At 62.3% G+C, this 15,926-nt stretch carries 19 protein-coding genes; 18 read left to right on the top strand and 1 reads right to left on the bottom strand.

Annotated elements, in window-relative coordinates; all coding sequences use genetic code 11:
- Positions 1-6 precede the first annotated feature (6 nt).
- From TSACC_RS05250 to TSACC_RS21675, 16 genes are all read left to right on the top strand, one after another.
- Positions 7-366, top strand: a complete 360-nt coding sequence (locus TSACC_RS05250) for a DUF1353 domain-containing protein (RefSeq protein WP_237763902.1) — start codon at positions 7-9, stop codon at positions 364-366.
- Entirely contained in the window at positions 363-896 is a 534-nt protein-coding gene (locus TSACC_RS05255) for a CHAP domain-containing protein (protein ID WP_075078339.1), read from the top strand. The genes TSACC_RS05250 and TSACC_RS05255 overlap by 4 nt, the downstream gene beginning before the upstream one ends.
- A 35-nt stretch (positions 897-931) precedes the next feature.
- Positions 932-1,342, top strand: coding sequence for a PDZ domain-containing protein (locus tag TSACC_RS05260; RefSeq protein ID WP_237763903.1), 411 nt, complete (start codon positions 932-934; stop codon positions 1,340-1,342).
- A gap of 93 nt (positions 1,343-1,435) precedes the next feature.
- On the top strand, positions 1,436-1,885 hold the full coding sequence (locus tag TSACC_RS05265) for a terminase small subunit-like protein (protein ID WP_075078341.1): 450 nt from the start codon (positions 1,436-1,438) through the stop codon (positions 1,883-1,885).
- Positions 1,882-3,426, top strand: a complete 1,545-nt coding sequence (locus TSACC_RS05270) for a terminase large subunit (protein ID WP_075078342.1) — start codon at positions 1,882-1,884, stop codon at positions 3,424-3,426. Before TSACC_RS05265 ends, TSACC_RS05270 begins: the two co-directional genes overlap by 4 nt.
- A gap of 4 nt (positions 3,427-3,430) precedes the next feature.
- Complete coding sequence (locus TSACC_RS05275) at positions 3,431-3,793, top strand: hypothetical protein (protein ID WP_075078343.1); 363 nt, start codon at positions 3,431-3,433, stop codon at positions 3,791-3,793.
- A gap of 267 nt (positions 3,794-4,060) precedes the next feature.
- The gene (locus tag TSACC_RS05280; RefSeq protein ID WP_075078344.1) at positions 4,061-4,963 is read left to right on the top strand and encodes a phage capsid protein; all 903 of its coding nucleotides are present in this window, start codon (positions 4,061-4,063) and stop codon (positions 4,961-4,963) included.
- Between the two features lie 37 nt (positions 4,964-5,000).
- Complete coding sequence (locus TSACC_RS05285) at positions 5,001-5,462, top strand: hypothetical protein (protein ID WP_075078345.1); 462 nt, start codon at positions 5,001-5,003, stop codon at positions 5,460-5,462.
- Between the two features lie 99 nt (positions 5,463-5,561).
- Positions 5,562-6,158 carry a phage connector family protein gene (locus TSACC_RS05290; protein WP_075078346.1) on the top strand — a complete coding sequence of 199 codons (597 nt, stop codon included), beginning with the start codon at positions 5,562-5,564 and terminating at the stop codon, positions 6,156-6,158.
- A 5-nt stretch (positions 6,159-6,163) separates the two neighbouring features.
- The gene (locus TSACC_RS05295; RefSeq protein WP_075078347.1) at positions 6,164-8,443 is read left to right on the top strand and encodes a phage tail protein; all 2,280 of its coding nucleotides are present in this window, start codon (positions 6,164-6,166) and stop codon (positions 8,441-8,443) included.
- Positions 8,433-8,906 (top strand): hypothetical protein, encoded by a 474-nt coding sequence (locus TSACC_RS05300; protein ID WP_075078348.1) that lies wholly within the window; start codon positions 8,433-8,435, stop codon positions 8,904-8,906. Before TSACC_RS05295 ends, TSACC_RS05300 begins: the two co-directional genes overlap by 11 nt.
- Before the next feature lie 22 nt (positions 8,907-8,928).
- A complete protein-coding gene (locus TSACC_RS05305) occupies positions 8,929-9,666 on the top strand; it encodes a hypothetical protein (protein WP_153811291.1) in 738 nt (245 codons plus the stop codon).
- Positions 9,667-9,676: 10 nt separating this feature from the next.
- Complete coding sequence (locus TSACC_RS05310) at positions 9,677-11,104, top strand: hypothetical protein (protein WP_075078350.1); 1,428 nt, start codon at positions 9,677-9,679, stop codon at positions 11,102-11,104.
- Between the two features lie 2 nt (positions 11,105-11,106).
- Positions 11,107-13,209: a hypothetical protein gene (locus tag TSACC_RS05315; RefSeq protein ID WP_075078351.1), complete on the top strand. Its 2,103-nt coding sequence runs from the start codon at positions 11,107-11,109 to the stop codon at positions 13,207-13,209.
- Position 13,210: 1 nt separating this feature from the next.
- Complete coding sequence (locus tag TSACC_RS05320; RefSeq protein WP_075078352.1) at positions 13,211-13,447, top strand: hypothetical protein; 237 nt, start codon at positions 13,211-13,213, stop codon at positions 13,445-13,447.
- Between the two features lie 87 nt (positions 13,448-13,534).
- A complete protein-coding gene (locus tag TSACC_RS21675) occupies positions 13,535-13,801 on the top strand; it encodes a hypothetical protein (protein WP_153811292.1) in 267 nt (88 codons plus the stop codon).
- Between the two features lie 177 nt (positions 13,802-13,978).
- Here the strand turns inward: TSACC_RS21675 and TSACC_RS05325 are convergent, their stop codons facing one another.
- Positions 13,979-14,323 (bottom strand): hypothetical protein, encoded by a 345-nt coding sequence (locus tag TSACC_RS05325; protein WP_075078353.1) that lies wholly within the window; start codon positions 14,321-14,323, stop codon positions 13,979-13,981.
- A 188-nt stretch (positions 14,324-14,511) separates the two neighbouring features.
- Between TSACC_RS05325 and TSACC_RS05330 the strand changes: the two genes are divergently transcribed.
- Both TSACC_RS05330 and TSACC_RS21680 read left to right on the top strand, forming a co-directional pair.
- The gene (locus TSACC_RS05330) at positions 14,512-15,627 is read left to right on the top strand and encodes a hypothetical protein (protein ID WP_075078354.1); all 1,116 of its coding nucleotides are present in this window, start codon (positions 14,512-14,514) and stop codon (positions 15,625-15,627) included.
- 11 nt (positions 15,628-15,638) lie between these two features.
- Positions 15,639-15,911: a hypothetical protein gene (locus TSACC_RS21680; RefSeq protein WP_153811293.1), complete on the top strand. Its 273-nt coding sequence runs from the start codon at positions 15,639-15,641 to the stop codon at positions 15,909-15,911.
- Positions 15,912-15,926: the final 15 nt, after the last annotated feature.

Consider the following 15,926-nt stretch of genomic DNA (forward strand, 5'->3'; position numbering starts at 1 on the left):
CGCTGGATGAGCTACAAGGACGGGCGGCAGACGCTGATTGATTCGCTAGTTTATGTTTCCCGGGGTGGTGAGCGGTTCGAGGTGCCAGCGGGATTTGTCACGGACTATGCTTCTGTGCCGTCGCTCTTCTGGAATATTCCAGGTTTCGATCCTTACGGCCCGGCGAAATTTCCGGCGGTGCTTCACGACTGGCTGTATTCCCTGCGCGGAGGCGAACCCCATGAAAAGAAGCGCGAGGAATGCGATGCGCTCTTCCTTGAAGCCATGCAGTCGGTTGGGGTTGGTTGGTTGCATCGACGGATCATCTGGGCGGCGGTACGGCTTTGTGGGGGACTCTGGTCGATGTCTCAACCCTGGGTGAAATGACGACGAAACCCATGCTGATTGACGGATCTCTGGCGAGGCTGATACCCACACCGATCGACATCGCTGCCCGCCATGTCGGGGCACGCGAGACATCTCGCAACAAGGGGCCGGAAATCGCGCTGTTCTGGAATGACACGACCTACCCTCGGGGCAATGAAAACCGTGAACCCTGGTGCGCAGCCTTCGTTTGCTATTGTCTGGCGGAGGCGGCCCGGCAGGGTTGGCGACCAAAGGTCAAGACACTCCCGCGCGAGGCGGCGGTGCGGTATTTCCTCGACTGGTGTCGAGGTCGCTATGGCGTGGAGGTCTGGGCGAATGACGGGAGGCGATTGCCCCTGGCGGGAGACATTGCGGTGTTTCTGCCTCGCCTATCCCACATCGGGTTCGTCGAAAACGTCTCGGGGAGGACGCTCGGCACGATCGAGGGGAATACCGATGACGGAGGCGGCCGCGAAGGGGACGGAGTGCATCGCCGCCAGCGTGCGCTCTCTTTTCCGGGGTGGTTTGTGCGGTTTCTTTCCTTCGCGTAATGCGTGGTCTTGTGTACTGTTCTGGCATGTTCCGGGTGGCAAAATTCCTGCTGATTTCTCTGGTCGCGCTGGCTGTGGAGGTTCCAGCGATCCGCGCCATTGGGCCATCCCGGGACCAGGACTATTTTGTCCGGCCGCAGCCCAGCCCGTTGGCCACACCGTATTCCGCACCTCTCTCGGGTATCGGCGCGGCGATCTCCGAGGACTCGGGCGTATGCCGGATCATGCAGATATTGCCGGATTCCGGAGCAAAGGCCGCGGGCCTTCTGCCGAACGACGAGATCGTGCGTATTGATGGAACCTTGATTGCGGGGTTTCCTCTCGACGATATTGCCTCGCTCCTGCGGGGGTCTCCGGGGACTCGCGTACTCGTGACGATCAAGCGCCCCGGTGTGGAAAAGCCTCTCGAGATCTGGGTGATTCGCGCGCCGATCAAGGTGCGTTGAGCTGTACGCCTCTTGCGGGCGATACGGGTTTTTGGCTTGGTTCCGAAATCGATATTTGATAGTTTCTCCTTATATATGTCGGGAAAGCAACGGATGAGACGAAGCGCGGCCCTCGGCGAGGTGATCTGCGAACGTCTGGCGGCTGGGGAAAGTCTGCGACGGATTTGCCGGGATGCCGGGATGCCGTCCCTGGCTTCCATTTATCGCTGGCTCCAGGCGGATGAGGCGTTCCGTGCGCAGTACGTGCTGGCGCGAGAGCACCAGGCGGACGCGCTCTTTGACGAGATCCTCGACATCGCGGATGACGGGACGAATGACTTTGTGGAAAAAGAATCCAAAACCGGCCTACGAACCATCGTGCTGCGGGAGGAGGCAATATCACGCTCTCGCCTGCGGGTGGAGGCTCGGAAGTGGATGATCGCCCGCCTCGCCCCGAAGAAGTACGGCGAGAAGCACGAGCCCAAGGGCGAATCCTCCGATACGCTGCTCGACTTCCTAGATGGAATCCGCGCGGCGGGCGAGCGCCGGGAGGGAGCGGAATGAAGATCGACCATCTCAAGGACCGCCTCTGGAGGCTGCGCAACCTCTACTCGATCAAGGATGCCGAGACGGGGCGGGTGATCCCCTTCGTGCCGCGTCCCGAGCAGGAGGCAGTGTTTCAGGCCCTCGCCGGGGGACATCGCAAGATCATCATTCTCAAGGCGCGGCGCCTTGGGATGAGCACGGCCATCGATGTCTATGCGGCGGACGAGGCAATATTCCACGCCGGGCGGCAGATCAGCATCGTCGATCGCAACCAGGATGACGCGGGCAAAAAGCTGAGCGGCATTTGCAAGGTGGCCTTTGAGTCGCTGCCGACGGCAATCCGCGAGCGCTTCCTTATCGTGCGGGACAACGACAGCTCGTGGCAGATCCAGACGCTCTCCGGCGATACCGTGAGCGCGATCTATGCTGGGAAAAACGCGCGAGGCGGGACGAACCAGCTCCTTCACATTTCCGAGTGGGGCGTGATCCAGGCGGATGATTCCGGGCGTTCCGAGGAGATCCTCACCGGGGCGCTGCCCTCGGCGGAGCATGGCGTAACAATTATCGAGACGACGTGGAAGGGCGGGCGCAACGGCCACCTCTGGACGCTGGTGAAAGATGCCCTCGCCATCCCGGCGGAGCGGCGCACACTCCAGGACTGGCGCTTGTTCTTCTTCCCCTGGTGGAACGATCCCACCTACCGCGAGGCGGGCGACGAATCGCGCATCGATCCGGAGCTGCGCGCCTACTTTGCGGAAAAGGAGGCCGAGATCGGGTGCACGTTCGACCTCGCGCAAAAGACCTGGTACGCACGGCGGCGGGCGAGCCTCGGAGTCTTCATGTACCGCGAGTTTCCCACCACGTTTGACGAGTGCTTCCGTGCGCCGATCGACGGGGCCATCTACGCGCCGCTCCTGGACAACCTGCGGCGGCAGGGTGCGATCACCGGCGGGCCGGTCGATGGGAGTGGACTTGTCCATACGTTCTGGGATCTCGGGAGCCCGCTGAATACTGTCGTGTGGTACGTGCAGTTCGTCGGGCGCGAGATCCGCGTGGTCGATGTCGATCTCTCAAGTGCGGACACGCCGCTCGACCTCACTCCCGTGCAGCGTGTCTCCCGCATGCTGGCCAAGGGTTACGTTTACGGAACCCACTACCTGCCGCACGACGCGGCGGTGACGGAGCGCAGCGGGAGGACCTTCCAGAGCGAACTCACGGCGGCGGGCCTGGTCAATACCCGCATCATTCCGCGCACGGCGGACATCTGGGTCGGCATCAACCGCCTGCGTCAGCTTATGCCGCGCATGTCATTTCGCATCCCGGCCTGCGAGGCGGGTCTGGATGCGCTGGCAAATTACCACACGCGCAGCCAGGGCGAGGGTGGCCGGGCCAGCGACGAGCCCGTGCATGACTGGTCGAGCCACGCCGCGGACGCCCTGCGCATGATGGCCGAGGCGGAAATGGCGGGGATGATCTCCTCCGGCGGCGCGGCGGCGCATTCCGGCCGTGTGGCGGTGAAGATGGCCGGCCGCACCAGGCGCTTTACCGCGCGGCATTAGCTTTATGAAACACCGTGAGCCGCCCGTGTTCCAGATCGCGGAGATGTACCGTGCCCAGGCCACGCGTTTGTCGTTTCGCGAGGAGCTCGATGGGTATTTGCAGCATGGCTACGTTTTCAATACGCCCGCTTTCTTTGTCATGGGGCGTGCAGTGTCCCGCCACGCGAGCCTTGAGGAAATCGTCGACCCGTGGCGGGTCTTCGCCCGGGAGGAGCAGGATGCGTGGTTCCTGGCCGCGCTGGCGGGTGACTGGCGCTCGCCGCTGCACCTCTTTCCGTATTCCCTCCCGTGGATCGGGTGGGAGAGGGGGCTGAAGAGCGGCTTGCGCTTCTGGCCGCTGGCGAGGGTGGCGCGCTATCGCGCCTGAGGATTGCGCCTTTCGCGGAAACTTTCCGCAAATTTTTTCACCAGCTGCCGAGCATCCCTTGCATGGGTTGCATGACTTAGGTTGCGATTAGCGTTCGTGGCTTAGTTTTTACTTCCTGTTTCTCCTTAAATGTGTATTGTTAAGGATGTCGAGCGGAGAACTCCTGGTGAGCCCGCCCACGGCGATTCCCGAAGGCTGGGACCTGCACGGTTGCAGATAATCCAGTCGGCCGAGGGGCGAACCAATTCCAACCAAGGAAAAAAACCTATGGCAGCTATCAAGAGCATTCCGGAATACTATGTGACGGAATACGAGACAAACTGGAGCCACAAGGCCCAGCAGAAAATCTCCCTGCTCAAGGATCAGGTGATCCTCGACAACATCGACGGCAAGGAGAAGAGCTACAACAAAATCGGCACGGTCGAGTTTCAGCGGGTGACCGAGCGCGCGGGCGCCACGCGAGTGAGCGACCTCAGCCTCGAGAAGCGCTGGCTGCGCCCGTTCCCGTTTGACGACACGAAAGTCTTCGACGAGTGGGACGAAAAGTTCCTCGGCGAGATCAGCCTGCCGTCGAGCCAGCTCATGGAGGCCCAGGCGGCCGCCTATGCCCGGCTCGCCGATAGCATCATCCTGCAGGCCGCCGTGGGCGATGCCTACACGGGTGAAAACGGCGCGAGCGTCGTCTCCCTGCCGTCCTCGCAGACCGTCGCGGTGAACTACGTGGAGAGCGGCACCGCTGCAAACAGCGGCCTCACCATCGGCAAGCTGCGCCGTGCGAAGTACATCCTCGACGACAACGACGTCGACGACATGGAGCCGCGCACCGTCGCGTACTGCGCGAAGCAGCTCCAGGATCTCCTGCGCTCCGTCGAGATCGGCAGCAAGGACTACAACGCTGTGCAGGCGCTGGTCGACGGCCAGGTGAACAAGTTCCTCGGCTTCACCTTCAAGCGTGTGTCGAGCAAGGTGCTGCCCATCTCGGGCGGCGTGCGCCAGGTGGTCTTCTGGGCGAAGAACGGTCTGCGCCTCTCCGACAGTGGCAAGCAGACCCGCATGGACATCCTGCCGACCCAGTCGCACGCGCTCCAGGTGCGTTCCGTGGGCGTGCTCGGCGCGACCCGCGACGAGGAGGCCCGCGTGGGCATCATCTACTGCGACGAGACGGTCTAAGCAACCGGCGAGGAACCTTAGAAATCAAGTAAACATCATGGCAACAGTGAAAACTGACGTGGCGACCGCGCAGAGCTCGAGCAATCCTCGGGACCGCGGCGATGGCAACAAGGTGACGGGCGACCTCCGGATTGCGGAGGCTGTCTATACAACCACGACGGCCCTGGCCGCGAACGACGTGATCGATGTCGTGACGCTGCCCGTGGGAGCGATCGTGCTCCCCGAGCGCAGCTGGGTGGCCAGCGAGGGCACCGGCGGTACCGGTACGGCGATCGCCAAACTCGGCGACGCGCTGGACGATGACCGTTACTCGGCCACCAGCGTGGCGATCGCCTCCGCCGCCTCCTCGGCGGTGACGGCGGCTGCGGCGACCAGCGTGGTCGTGCGCACTCCGGTGACGAAGGACACGGCGACCGTGAAGGCGACCGTGGCCCTCTCCAGCGGCACGGTGACGGCGGGCAAGGTGGTGCGCTTCAGCATCGCCTACCTCCTCCCGTAAGGGCGGGCGTCCTGGTTGATACCCCGCATCCCGGCCTCGCGCCGGGGTGCGGCAATCAGCCCGGAGCCTTCGCTCCCGCATTCCCTAATAAAAATCATCATGGCAGCAAACCCGACCACCATCTGCAATCTCGCCCTGGCCCACCTCGGCGAGGATCACCTCATGAGCCTCGACGACGACTCGCGCGAGGCGCAATTCTGCAAGCGCTTCTACGACCAGACGCGGGACGAGGTGATACAAAGCCACCCGTGGAATTTCGCCATCCGCCGCGCCGTGCTTTCCCGGCTCGCGGAGGCTCCCGCCTTTGGCTGGGCCTGGCAGTATCAGCTCCCCGCCGACTGCCTGCGCATCCTCCAGCTCAACGGCCACGATGTGTCGAAGCGCGAGGGCCGCTACGAGGTCGAGGGCGGCCGCCTGCTCACGAACGACGACGAGTGCGCCGTGCGCTACCTGCGCCGCGTGGAGGATGCCGCGTTGTTTCCTCCGCTCTTCGTCGAGGCGGTCGCTCTGAAGATCGCCACCCGCCTGGCGAAGCCCCTCACCGGCAGCACCTCCGAGGTGGAGCGCCTGCTCATCGAGTACGAACGAATCACCAAGCCTCTCGCCATGCGCGCCGATGCGCTGGAGGGCCGTCCCGCCGTGCGCCCGGCCTGGGTCGAGAGCGATTTCGTGCGCGCCCGCCGCGGAGGCATCTAAAGATCATGGCCTATCAGCTCATCCCCAGCTTCAACGCGGGAGAAATCTCGCCCTATCTCGACGCCCGCAGCGACCTGGAGAAGTACGCCTCCGGCTGCCGCCTGCTTGAGAACTTCATCATCCTGCCCTACGGCGGCGTCTACCGGCGTCCCGGCACCGAGTACCTCGGCCGGGCAAAGCATGCCGACTCGCGCTGCCGCCTCATCGGGTTCAACTTCTCCATCACCACGCGGTTCGTCCTCGAGTTGGGGAGTCAATACGTCCGCTTTTGGTCGAATGGCGTCCCGGTTACCACCACCGGCGGGCTGCCGCTTGAGCTCGCCACGCCCTACCTCGAGAGCGAGCTGCGCGACCTCCAGTACGTGCAGATCAATGACGTGATGTACTTCGTCCACCCCGCGCACGAGCCGCGCAAGCTCACGCGCCGGGCGGATACCGACTGGACCTTCGCGCCTGTCGCGTGGGACTGGCCTGCCTTCCTTGATGACAATACCGACGCGACCACCATCACGCCCAGCGCCACGACGGGCACGGGAATCACGCTCACCGCGTCGGCGGCGACCTTTGAGAGCGGCCATGTCGGCGCGTACTGGCAGATCGCCCACGCCCGGGCCAATGCGTCGGTGACCGTCTCCATCACTGCGAGTAATACCTCGTCCTCCCTCGCCGTCATCGGCAGCTGGGAAATCACCACCTACGGCACGTGGGCGGGCACCGTGCAGGTGCAGCGCAGCGAGGATGGCGGCGCGACCTGGGAGACCATTCGCTCCTTCGCCTCCGAGAGCAATCGCAACGTCTCGGCCACCGGCAAGGAAAACAAGGAGGTCCTCCTGCGCCTCGCCGTCGCCTTTACCTCCGGCTCCGGCACCGCGCGGCTCGAGGCCGTGCAGTCGCGCGAGTACGGCTTTGTGAAGATCACCGAGGTCACCGACTCCACCCATGCAAAGGCCGACGTGGTCAATGCCCTCACCGCCACCACGGCGACCAAGGCCTGGGCCGAGGGCGCATGGTCGCAGCGCCGCGGCTACCCGCGCACCGTCACCCTGCACGAGCAGCGGCTCTACTTTGGTGGCACCAGCGCGCGCCCGCAGTCGCTCTGGGGCAGCGTCATCGACGACTTTGAAAACTTCCGCGTCTCCTCGCTGGACGACTCCGGGTTGTTCTTCACCCTCTCCGCGCAGGAGTCCAATCCCATCCAGTGGCTCCTCTCCCAGGACCAGCTCCTCATCGGCACCGCCGGCGACGAGTGGACGCTGGGCAGCAGCGACAGCAACTCCGCCCTCACGCCCACCAACGTCCGCGCCGCCCGCCAATCCAGCTACGGGTCAAAGTCCCTCCGCGCCCTCATCATCAACGACGTCGTCCTCTTCGTCCAGCGCCAGGGGCGCAAGGTGCGCGAGCTCGTCTACTCCTTTGAGAAAGACGGCTGGGTCGCGCAGGATCTCACGCTCCTCTCCGAGCACATCACCCGCGGCGAGGTGCTCGAGTGCGCCTTTCAGCAGCAGCCCGACGCCATTTACTGGACCATCACCGGCGCGGGCCAGCTCGTCGGCATGACCTACGAGCGCCTGCAAAACGTCGTCGGCTGGCACCGGCACACCACCGATGGCGCGTTTGAGAGCGTCGCCACCACCTACGGCGCGAATGGCGCGGACGAGGTCTGGGTCGCCGTGCGCCGCACCATCGACGGCCAGGAGGTGCGCTACATCGAGCGCTTCCGCACCGACTTCCGCGAGACCTTTGAGCAGGAGGACAAGGTCCACTGGTGGTACCTCGACTGCGCCCGGAGAGTAGTCAATACCCCCGAGTCCGCCACCGTCTCCGGCCTCGATCACCTGGAGGGAAAGAGCGTGGAAATCCTCGCCGACGGCGCGGTCTCGCCCGGGCGCGAGGTCTCGGGCGGCGCGGTCACCCTGCAATCCCCCGCCGGCATCGTCCTCGCCGGGCTGCCCTTCACCTCCACCCTGCGCCCGATGAAGCTTGAGATGCCCGACCAGCAGGGCGCCTCCCGGGGCCGCAAAAAACGCATCCACCGCATGCTCCTCTCCCTGCACAAGTCCCTCGGCGGCGAGGTCTCCAGCGACGGCGGCGCGCGCTGGGGAGCAGTCTATTCCCGCTCCACCGGCGACCACATGGACGACAGCCCGCCCGTCTTCACCGGCGACAAAAACGTCGTCGTCGCGGGCAGCCATGCCACCTCGGCCGACATCGCCGTGCGCCAGGCCCAGCCCCTGCCGCTCACCGTGCTCGACCTCGTCCTGAAGTGGGAGGTCTATGGAGACTGAGGCCGCATCGCACCGCCCGATGAAGCCGTACCTGCAGCTACGAGAGTTCGACCCCGCGCGGGATTACGCCATGATCGAGGAGTGGCACGCGGAGCATGGGCGGTGCGCCCCGCCGCTCCAGATGCTCCCGCGCCTCGGCATCATCATCTACGAGCAGCCCTCGGGCCGCGACCTCGCAGCCATCTGGCTCTACATGGACAATTCCGTCGGCGTCTGCTTCCCCGAGCAGATCGTCACGCGGCCCGGGTTGGGAATGAAAGCGGCGCGCGCCGCGCTGCTCACGGGGCTGGATTTTTTGAAGCGCCGGGCGAGGGCGCTGGGTTACTGGGCCATGGTCGTGCACACGCTGCCGGCCATCGCCCGCACATTGAAATCACGCGGGTGGGCCGCCACCTGCCCGCCGGAAAAGATCACCATGATCACGACACTATTGGAGGAGGAAAACGATGGGTACGGGAGCTGAACTGGCACCTTATTTGATTGCGATGACTGTGACCTCGATTGCCGCATCGGCAGCGAGCACCGGCATCAGCATGTACTCGCAGCAGGAGCAGGCCAAGACCGCCAGCGCCATTGCGGATTACAACTACGACATCGAGCGCCAGAATGCCGAGGTGCAGGCCAAAATGGCCCAGCAGCAGGCCCTCTGGCGGCAGCAGGCCGCGCAGGTCCAGTATCAGCTCGACCAGAACAACGCGCAGTACATGGATCAGCAGGCGCGCGCCGTCCAGATGCAGGCGGAGGAAAAAGCCCGCCGCGTCCGCGAGGAAGGCGAGCGCACCCTGGCCAAGCAGCGCGCGCAATACGCCGCCTCGGGAGTCGTTAATGAAGGCACTCCGCTTGCCGTCCTCAGCGAATCCGCCGGGCTGATCGAGCTGAATGCCCAGGACGCCATTTACGAGGGCGACGTGCAGTCCCGCGACTGGCTGCGCAAGGCCGAGGAGGCCCGGTATCAGTCAAAATTCAGCCTCTTCGACCAGCAGACCGCCGGTTATGAGGCAGCCGCCGCCAAGGCGGGCAAGGTCATCAGCCTCCAGACTGCGGAGTTGAACCGCGCCGCTGGCAAGGCCCAGGCCGAGGGCTACCGCATCAGCTCCTACGGCACTCTGCTTGGCGGAGTCTCCGACATCGCCAGCACGGCCAGCTATGGGCTCGACCGATACTCCAGCCTGCGCAAGGACGACGCGCTCAAGTCCACCGCCGCGAAAACTTCCACCAACTAAGCAACCACCCATGTCACGAGTCTATTTGCAGGAAATCCCCAACGCGCCGCAGAGCGTGGGCGGAGGGGTGATGATGAGGGCCGACGTGCGCGTGCCGGGCAATGTGGCCGGGAGCCTGTTGCAGGCCAAGATCCCTCAGGGAGCCTTTGACGGTCCGGCGCAGGGCATGGCGGCAGTGGCGCGCGGGCTGGCCGAGGCGGGGAAGATCCCGATGAAAGCCTATGCCGCCATCGAGCACTGGCAGCAGACCGAGCGCGAGGTGCGCGATTTCAAGGGGCTGACCGACATCGAGCTGAACTACCGCAACGCCAATGCCTCCCTCGACGAGCAGCTCCGCACCCAGCCCGAGAGCCAGTGGCCCGCCGCGATGAGCGCCTTTGCCAAGTCCACCCGCGACTACGCAGCCAAGCAGCCGCTGAGCGACGCCGCGCGAGCCCGGGCCGACCAGTACGAGCGCAGCCAGCTCATCGGGGCGCAGCAGCGCATGGTGAACCGCAGCCGCTCCGACCTCATCCAGGGCGCGCGGGATTCCGCCATCACGCTCAGCCAGCAGCTCAACGACACGGGCCGTTACGAGGACGCCGTCACGCTGATGACCCAGGCGCGCGACAGCGGGCTCATCACGGTGGACGAGGAGGAGCGCTTCCACCAGCAGGCCATCGTGCGCCTGAACCACCGCAACATGCAGCAGCTCATCGGCTCCGATCCCTGGATGGCGCAGAGCGTGCTGGAGGAGGATGAAAAGCTGAGCCAGCACCCCGACGGCCGCGAGCACATGAGCTACCGCGCCCTCACCGACGACGACCGGGCCAATTACCTCACCGCCGCCCGCCAGCAGATCACCGAGCGTCAGCGCACCACGACTGCCGGGCTGGATACCGCCATCACCAGCGGCCAGCTCCGCGACGCCGCCGACCTCAGCGCCCGCGCCGCCCAGGCCCATTTGCCGAAGGAAGAGGTTGCCTCGCTCAAGCGCAGCCTGCGCGACATCCCCGTCGACACCGAGCCGACGCACGCCCGCTACCTCGCGAATCAATCGCTGCTCACCACCGCCCTGGAAACCTACGACCCGCAGGCCGATACGGGCGACGCGGGTTACGCCGCCCTGCGCCGCAGCATCCGCGAGAATATCCCGCTGGCTCGGCGCGAGGAGTGGTTCCAGCGCCTCGACGCTCGCCGCCAAAAGGGCCGCAGTGAAACCTCCCTCATCACCGGCAACCTCTACGAACAGCTCGATCTCGTCGCCCGCCACATCGGCGGCAGCGAGAGCGACCCGCGCCGCGTCGCCACCCTGTGGTCCGGCGTGCAAGCCGTGAAAACCGCGCTGCCGGAGTATATAAGGAGGAACGCTAATGCCACCCCGGCGGAAACGAAGCGCTGGATGATGGGATTCCTGCGTCCCGACGTGATGACAAGCACCCTCAAAAGGAATCGCTGACGATGTTGATTGAGACACCCGGCTCGAATGAGCCCATGGACGAGGTATTGCCGCGTCCCTTCACCCTGGAAACCCCGCCGCCCAGACTGGACTCCTCGCCCGGCCAGCCGCAGGGAGCGGAGACAAACCTGCTGCCGACCTCGCCCAGCCCGGCGGGCGACCGCTGGATGAATATCTTCCATGGCGACGAGACGTGGCAGGGGCGCTGGAATCCGGAGAACGACGTTCTGCTTTCGTTCGTCGACGACCCCGAGAGCTTCAAAATGTCGGTGGGCAACGCGCATTGGATCGCCGACCAATACGGCGAGACGCTGGACGCGGTGGGAGCGGCCTACCCGATGGCGCAGATGCTTGTCTCGCAGGAGCTGCTCGGCCACATGGACGGGAGCGACGAGGACGTGTTTCGAGCCATCGGCGACAGCCTCGTGCCGACGCTGACCATGGAGGACATCACGGGCGTGCGCGAGCAGCCGCTCAGTCGGCTGGAGAGCTACGTGCCGCGCTCGATCTACCTGAGCAACCGAGTGTCGGAGCTGGAGGAGGCGATTTCCTACAGCGATCTCGGGCGCAAGGTCTTCACCCTATCCTGGTCCGGCGGGCTGCCTCCGGGAGTGTCGCTCAGCGACGCGGAGGCCGAGCAGATCGGAAGGCAGGCCTGGCGTGAGAAGAGGGCGGAGGAAAAACGGCGCAAGTCGTTTGAGAACTACGACGAGTTTCAACTGGAAAAGACCCTCTTCGGGTCGATGGCCGAGAGCAGTCTCACCATGGCTGAGGGTCCGGTCTTCTGGCTGGACAAGCGGCTGGAGCTGCAGCCCGGCCTCGGGTACGAAGGGACGACGGCGGACACGTGGATGAATGCCACGCTGGGCTTCTTTGAGGGCCAGAGAAAGCTGGCGCGGGAATACTACGCGGTGGACCCGGAGTTTGCGGAGAGCTACGCCGGGAAGGTCGCGGGAGCCGTGGGCGCAGCCGTGCCGCAGCTCGTGGCGATGCGCGTCCCCATCGCGGCCGTGGTGGGAATCGGCGGTCAGTCGTTCCTGCACGCCTGGGAGGATGCCGAGAATACGGCGATGCGGCGGGGCGAGGAGTTCGATCCAAACCGCGCCTATGCCTACGCCACGACGATGGCGGCGCTGAATACCGCGCTGACCTTCCTGGAGTTTGACAAGGTGCTCGGCCCGTGGAGGAAGGGGCAGAGCGAACTGCTGGGCGACAACCTGATCAAGCTCTTCCAGAGCGCCACAGGGGCAGGAGCGGTCAATGCCGTGCAGGGAGGAGTCAACGACCTCGGAGCCACCGCCTTCGGCATCGAGACCCGCAATCCCTTCGACCTGGAACGCCGCTGGGACGACTTCACCGTCGGAACCGGCGCAGGCATCGTGCTCGGCGCAGGGGCGAGGGTGGCATTAGCCGACATCCCGGAAACGCCCACGCAACGACCTCCCCTGAAACCAGGCATTACCTTCGTAGATTCGCTCGGGAAGCAGGAGGTGCCTATTCTTCACGAGGACCTTTCGGTCATAAAGAAAAAGGAGGAGGCGGATGTCAGCCTTGATGCCAAAACGCTCGAAGGGACGGGCAAGTTAACGGTTGAAGAAGCAGTTCGTCTCGTTAAGGAACATCCGAGTCATATCGTTACTGAGGCCTTAACCGCATGGTTTGGAAAAGCGCATTCACGTATTCAAAGTGGAAGGCTTCTGGCCTATAAATATGTACTAAAGAGTTTTTTGAATAGATTGCCGCCTTTTCAAGCGGGAGATCGTGTTTTATATCGGGGGTTTCGCTTCCGGACAGAAGAGGAGCGATCGAGTTTTCTAAAACAGTTTTCTGGAGCTGAATGGCTGAATGCGAGGCCTTTCTTGAGCGCGTCAACAGATGTGGCTGTGGCGTATGAATTTGCAACGTATTGGCCGTATCCATTGCTAATGGAAATTCGCAAGTCGCATTCAGCACGAAATATTGAGCCCTTCTCGTTCTTGGACGAGCGATACGCTTATCAAAAAGAGCTGCTTTTTACTGATGATGCGATCTTTCGGGTCCTTGGTGTTGTCAAGCTTGAGGAGAATGGGCGCGTGATGTATCAAGTGATCGTGGAGGAGAAATAATATGGAGGAGAAAAGAAAAAAAAGCTGGGAAGAATTTCGAAAGCGCCTTCCAGAAGGTCCAATCTCAAGTGAACAATTTGAGCAGCTTCTTTTGGCGGCGATGAGGGAAGCTGACGATTTTGAGCCGCCGAGTCCGGAAAGAATGCGGGCTTTCGACAGATTTTGGGACCCGGACTACGATCCTTTTCGAGAAGAGGAGCCGCCCGATCCATCGGGTAACGGCAAGGCTGCGTCGTAAGAATTGATGTGACGCATCTGCTTGACCGGACGAGGATGGGATTCCGTAGGACGGTCGGTTGACGTGAAATCGACCCGGAAGTAGAATATGCAGAACAAAACGTTTTCAGTTCCGAAAGAGGCTTCCCCTGATGTTGTATTGGAAAAAATCAACCAAGGACTGAAGCCGATTTGCCCGGTTTGCAAAGGGGAGATATTGGTTGCTCGTCGCAAGGGCGACGGCAAAGCGGAAGGCGCTGTCTCCAGTTTGAGATGTCGTTCCTCCGACAGTCATTTCTTTATCCATTTTCTATTTATGGAAGATGCTCGACGCCTTGAGGCTATCCTCGAGGAGAAGAAGCAAGGAAACGAATAGTTCTGGGATGTGAAAACTGGGAGACGGGAAGGGATCGGGCCTATAATATACATGTCGCGAGGCGTGTAAGCGGTGATCGGATGCTTCAGAGAAGAGTCGCGATTTGGAGATTCGCTGCGCAAACGCGAACCATGGGAGTATTGCCTAGAATGCGTTCTCCGAGGTCGAACATGTAAATTATAGGCCCGACCCCTTCCCCATACGCCCTGGATCGCCGAGCACCTCGGCGAGTCGCACGACGCCGTCACCCGCGCCTACCCCATGGCCCTCGGCCTCACCTCCCTGCGGCTCCTCGGCCACATGGACGGCACCGACCGCGATGTTTACCATGCTATTCGGCTGAGCCTCGTACCCGAGCTGACTCCGGAGGACGTCGCCAAGGTGAAGACAGTTCCCTTGAGCCTCACTCAGTATTACCTGCCGGACCTCGTGGATGAGGAAAACCGGGTGCCGGAGCTGGACGAAAGCCGCGCCTATTTTCAGATCGGCGAGTTTCCACTCAATCTTCCGATAGCGCAGCATGAGGACCGGACGCCGGGAGAGATCGAAATGCTCGGTCGCGCCCGCTGGGACAAGAGCCTTGAGCAGAAAGGCACGCCTGCGCCGCAGCGCAATGGCAATCTCGCGACCGACATCGTCAAAAGCTTCTTCGGCGGTATGGCGGAAAGTTCTTTCACGATGTTGGGGGGGCCAAGTTCTTTGGAGATAAGGTGGCCGAGTTCATTCCCGGTTACGAGGGGTCATTCTTCGATAAATCGACAAACGCCGAAATCGCCCTCCTCCAGTGGCAGCGAGGCATTATGCAGAACTTCTATCACGTCGACCCGGAGTTCGCGCAGAGCTATGCCGGGGAGCTCTCGAGCACTCTCGGTGCGACGGTGCCGCAGATGTTGTCGATGACGTTGCCGCCCGTGGCTGCGACCATGATCGGCGGGCAATCCTTCCTGTACGCTTGGGAAGATGCGGAAAATACAGCCAAGCGGCTGGGCCAGTCCTTCAATCGCAACCGGGCCTTTGCCTATGCGCTTACGATGGGAGCGGTCAATGCGGCGATGACGATGGTGAAGTTCGACCTGACCGTGAAACCGTGGCTGAACGCGGAGGGCCGATCGCTGGTCAACAACGCCTTCAAGCTCCTCCGCACCACACTCCTCGGCACGGTGACCAATGTCGGCCAGGGAACGATTAATGATGCCATTGCCTCAGGTTTCGGCATCGAATTTCGCAACCCCCTCGACCTGGAGCGCCGCAAGCACGACGCCCTGCTCGGTGCGGGAACAAGCCTCGTCCTCAGCCTCGGCGGCATGACATTAGCTCCCGCCGCCGAAAAAACCGCCCAGCCCCCGCCCGAGAAACCCGGCGTTATCTTCGATAAATCCCTCGGGAAGCAGGAGGTGCCTCAATCGCCCTTGCCGCCGAAGACAGACGTTGAAAATTTACGGTTAACCCCCCAAAGACTTGCGGATAATTTAAACGAAAGATCGGTCGCGTTAAATAATGAAGGAGCGAGATACGTCCTTCCGAAAGATCGAACTGCGGTCAATGAGTTTGTCAGAACTACGCTAGCTGATTTTCGCGCGAATGGAGGAATTATCCGGAATATAAAAACTCCTCAGACCTTTTTTGGGCGATACCATTCGAAGAATAACATTATTGAACTTGCGCCCGGAAGAGGGCTTGATACGCTTGTTGAAGAGTTGATTCATTATCGACAGGCGCAGGAAGATAATCTGGTTGGAAGGTTGTCGTTTCCTGGAATGCCTAATCGTTACGAGGCAGATGCGGTAGATCGACTTATAGAGTTGGGATTTATTCCGGTTAACTAAAATTTAATTTTATGATTTATCAGGGAAAAAGATATGGCGTTTTTGGTAAGGAGCTGGATTTCCTCGTTAAGAGAGTTTATGAAAAAGATGCTTTGGCTTCCATCGAGGCGCATTTATGCCCGCAGTGTTCTGCGCCTTTGAAGGTAGGCTTTTATCCCGATGGCAAAGCATTTCTTATAGGTTGCGAAGGGAAAGTTCCTCACTATACGCAATGCCAGTATATCGACACCCCGCCGGCCTGGTGGCAGGAACGGGTAGTGGAGGTGACGGAATGGCTTGAATAACTCGCTGTTTTGGAG

This window comes from Terrimicrobium sacchariphilum (genome assembly GCF_001613545.1).
In the GTDB taxonomy this organism is placed as follows: domain Bacteria; phylum Verrucomicrobiota; class Verrucomicrobiia; order Chthoniobacterales; family Terrimicrobiaceae; genus Terrimicrobium; species Terrimicrobium sacchariphilum.

What these genes read in the sequence shown, in the direction of transcription:
- TSACC_RS05250 (WP_237763902.1), top strand. Translation starts at nt 7, where the DNA reads ATGAGCTACAAGGACGGGCGGCAGACGCTGATTGATTCGCTAGTTTAT.
- TSACC_RS05255 (WP_075078339.1), top strand. Translation starts at nt 363, where the DNA reads ATGACGACGAAACCCATGCTGATTGACGGATCTCTGGCGAGGCTGATA.
- TSACC_RS05265 (WP_075078341.1), top strand. Translation starts at nt 1,436, where the DNA reads ATGAGACGAAGCGCGGCCCTCGGCGAGGTGATCTGCGAACGTCTGGCG.
- TSACC_RS05270 (WP_075078342.1), top strand. Translation starts at nt 1,882, where the DNA reads ATGAAGATCGACCATCTCAAGGACCGCCTCTGGAGGCTGCGCAACCTC.
- TSACC_RS05275 (WP_075078343.1), top strand. Translation starts at nt 3,431, where the DNA reads ATGAAACACCGTGAGCCGCCCGTGTTCCAGATCGCGGAGATGTACCGT.
- TSACC_RS05280 (WP_075078344.1), top strand. Translation starts at nt 4,061, where the DNA reads ATGGCAGCTATCAAGAGCATTCCGGAATACTATGTGACGGAATACGAG.
- TSACC_RS05285 (WP_075078345.1), top strand. Translation starts at nt 5,001, where the DNA reads ATGGCAACAGTGAAAACTGACGTGGCGACCGCGCAGAGCTCGAGCAAT.
- TSACC_RS05290 (WP_075078346.1), top strand. Translation starts at nt 5,562, where the DNA reads ATGGCAGCAAACCCGACCACCATCTGCAATCTCGCCCTGGCCCACCTC.
- TSACC_RS05295 (WP_075078347.1), top strand. Translation starts at nt 6,164, where the DNA reads ATGGCCTATCAGCTCATCCCCAGCTTCAACGCGGGAGAAATCTCGCCC.
- TSACC_RS05300 (WP_075078348.1), top strand. Translation starts at nt 8,433, where the DNA reads ATGGAGACTGAGGCCGCATCGCACCGCCCGATGAAGCCGTACCTGCAG.
- TSACC_RS05305 (WP_153811291.1), top strand. Translation starts at nt 8,929, where the DNA reads ATGACTGTGACCTCGATTGCCGCATCGGCAGCGAGCACCGGCATCAGC.
- TSACC_RS05310 (WP_075078350.1), top strand. Translation starts at nt 9,677, where the DNA reads ATGTCACGAGTCTATTTGCAGGAAATCCCCAACGCGCCGCAGAGCGTG.
- TSACC_RS05315 (WP_075078351.1), top strand. Translation starts at nt 11,107, where the DNA reads ATGTTGATTGAGACACCCGGCTCGAATGAGCCCATGGACGAGGTATTG.
- TSACC_RS05320 (WP_075078352.1), top strand. Translation starts at nt 13,211, where the DNA reads ATGGAGGAGAAAAGAAAAAAAAGCTGGGAAGAATTTCGAAAGCGCCTT.
- TSACC_RS21675 (WP_153811292.1), top strand. Translation starts at nt 13,535, where the DNA reads ATGCAGAACAAAACGTTTTCAGTTCCGAAAGAGGCTTCCCCTGATGTT.
- TSACC_RS05325 (WP_075078353.1), bottom strand. Translation starts at nt 14,323, where the DNA reads ATGCTGCGCTATCGGAAGATTGAGTGGAAACTCGCCGATCTGAAAATA.
- TSACC_RS21680 (WP_153811293.1), top strand. Translation starts at nt 15,639, where the DNA reads ATGATTTATCAGGGAAAAAGATATGGCGTTTTTGGTAAGGAGCTGGAT.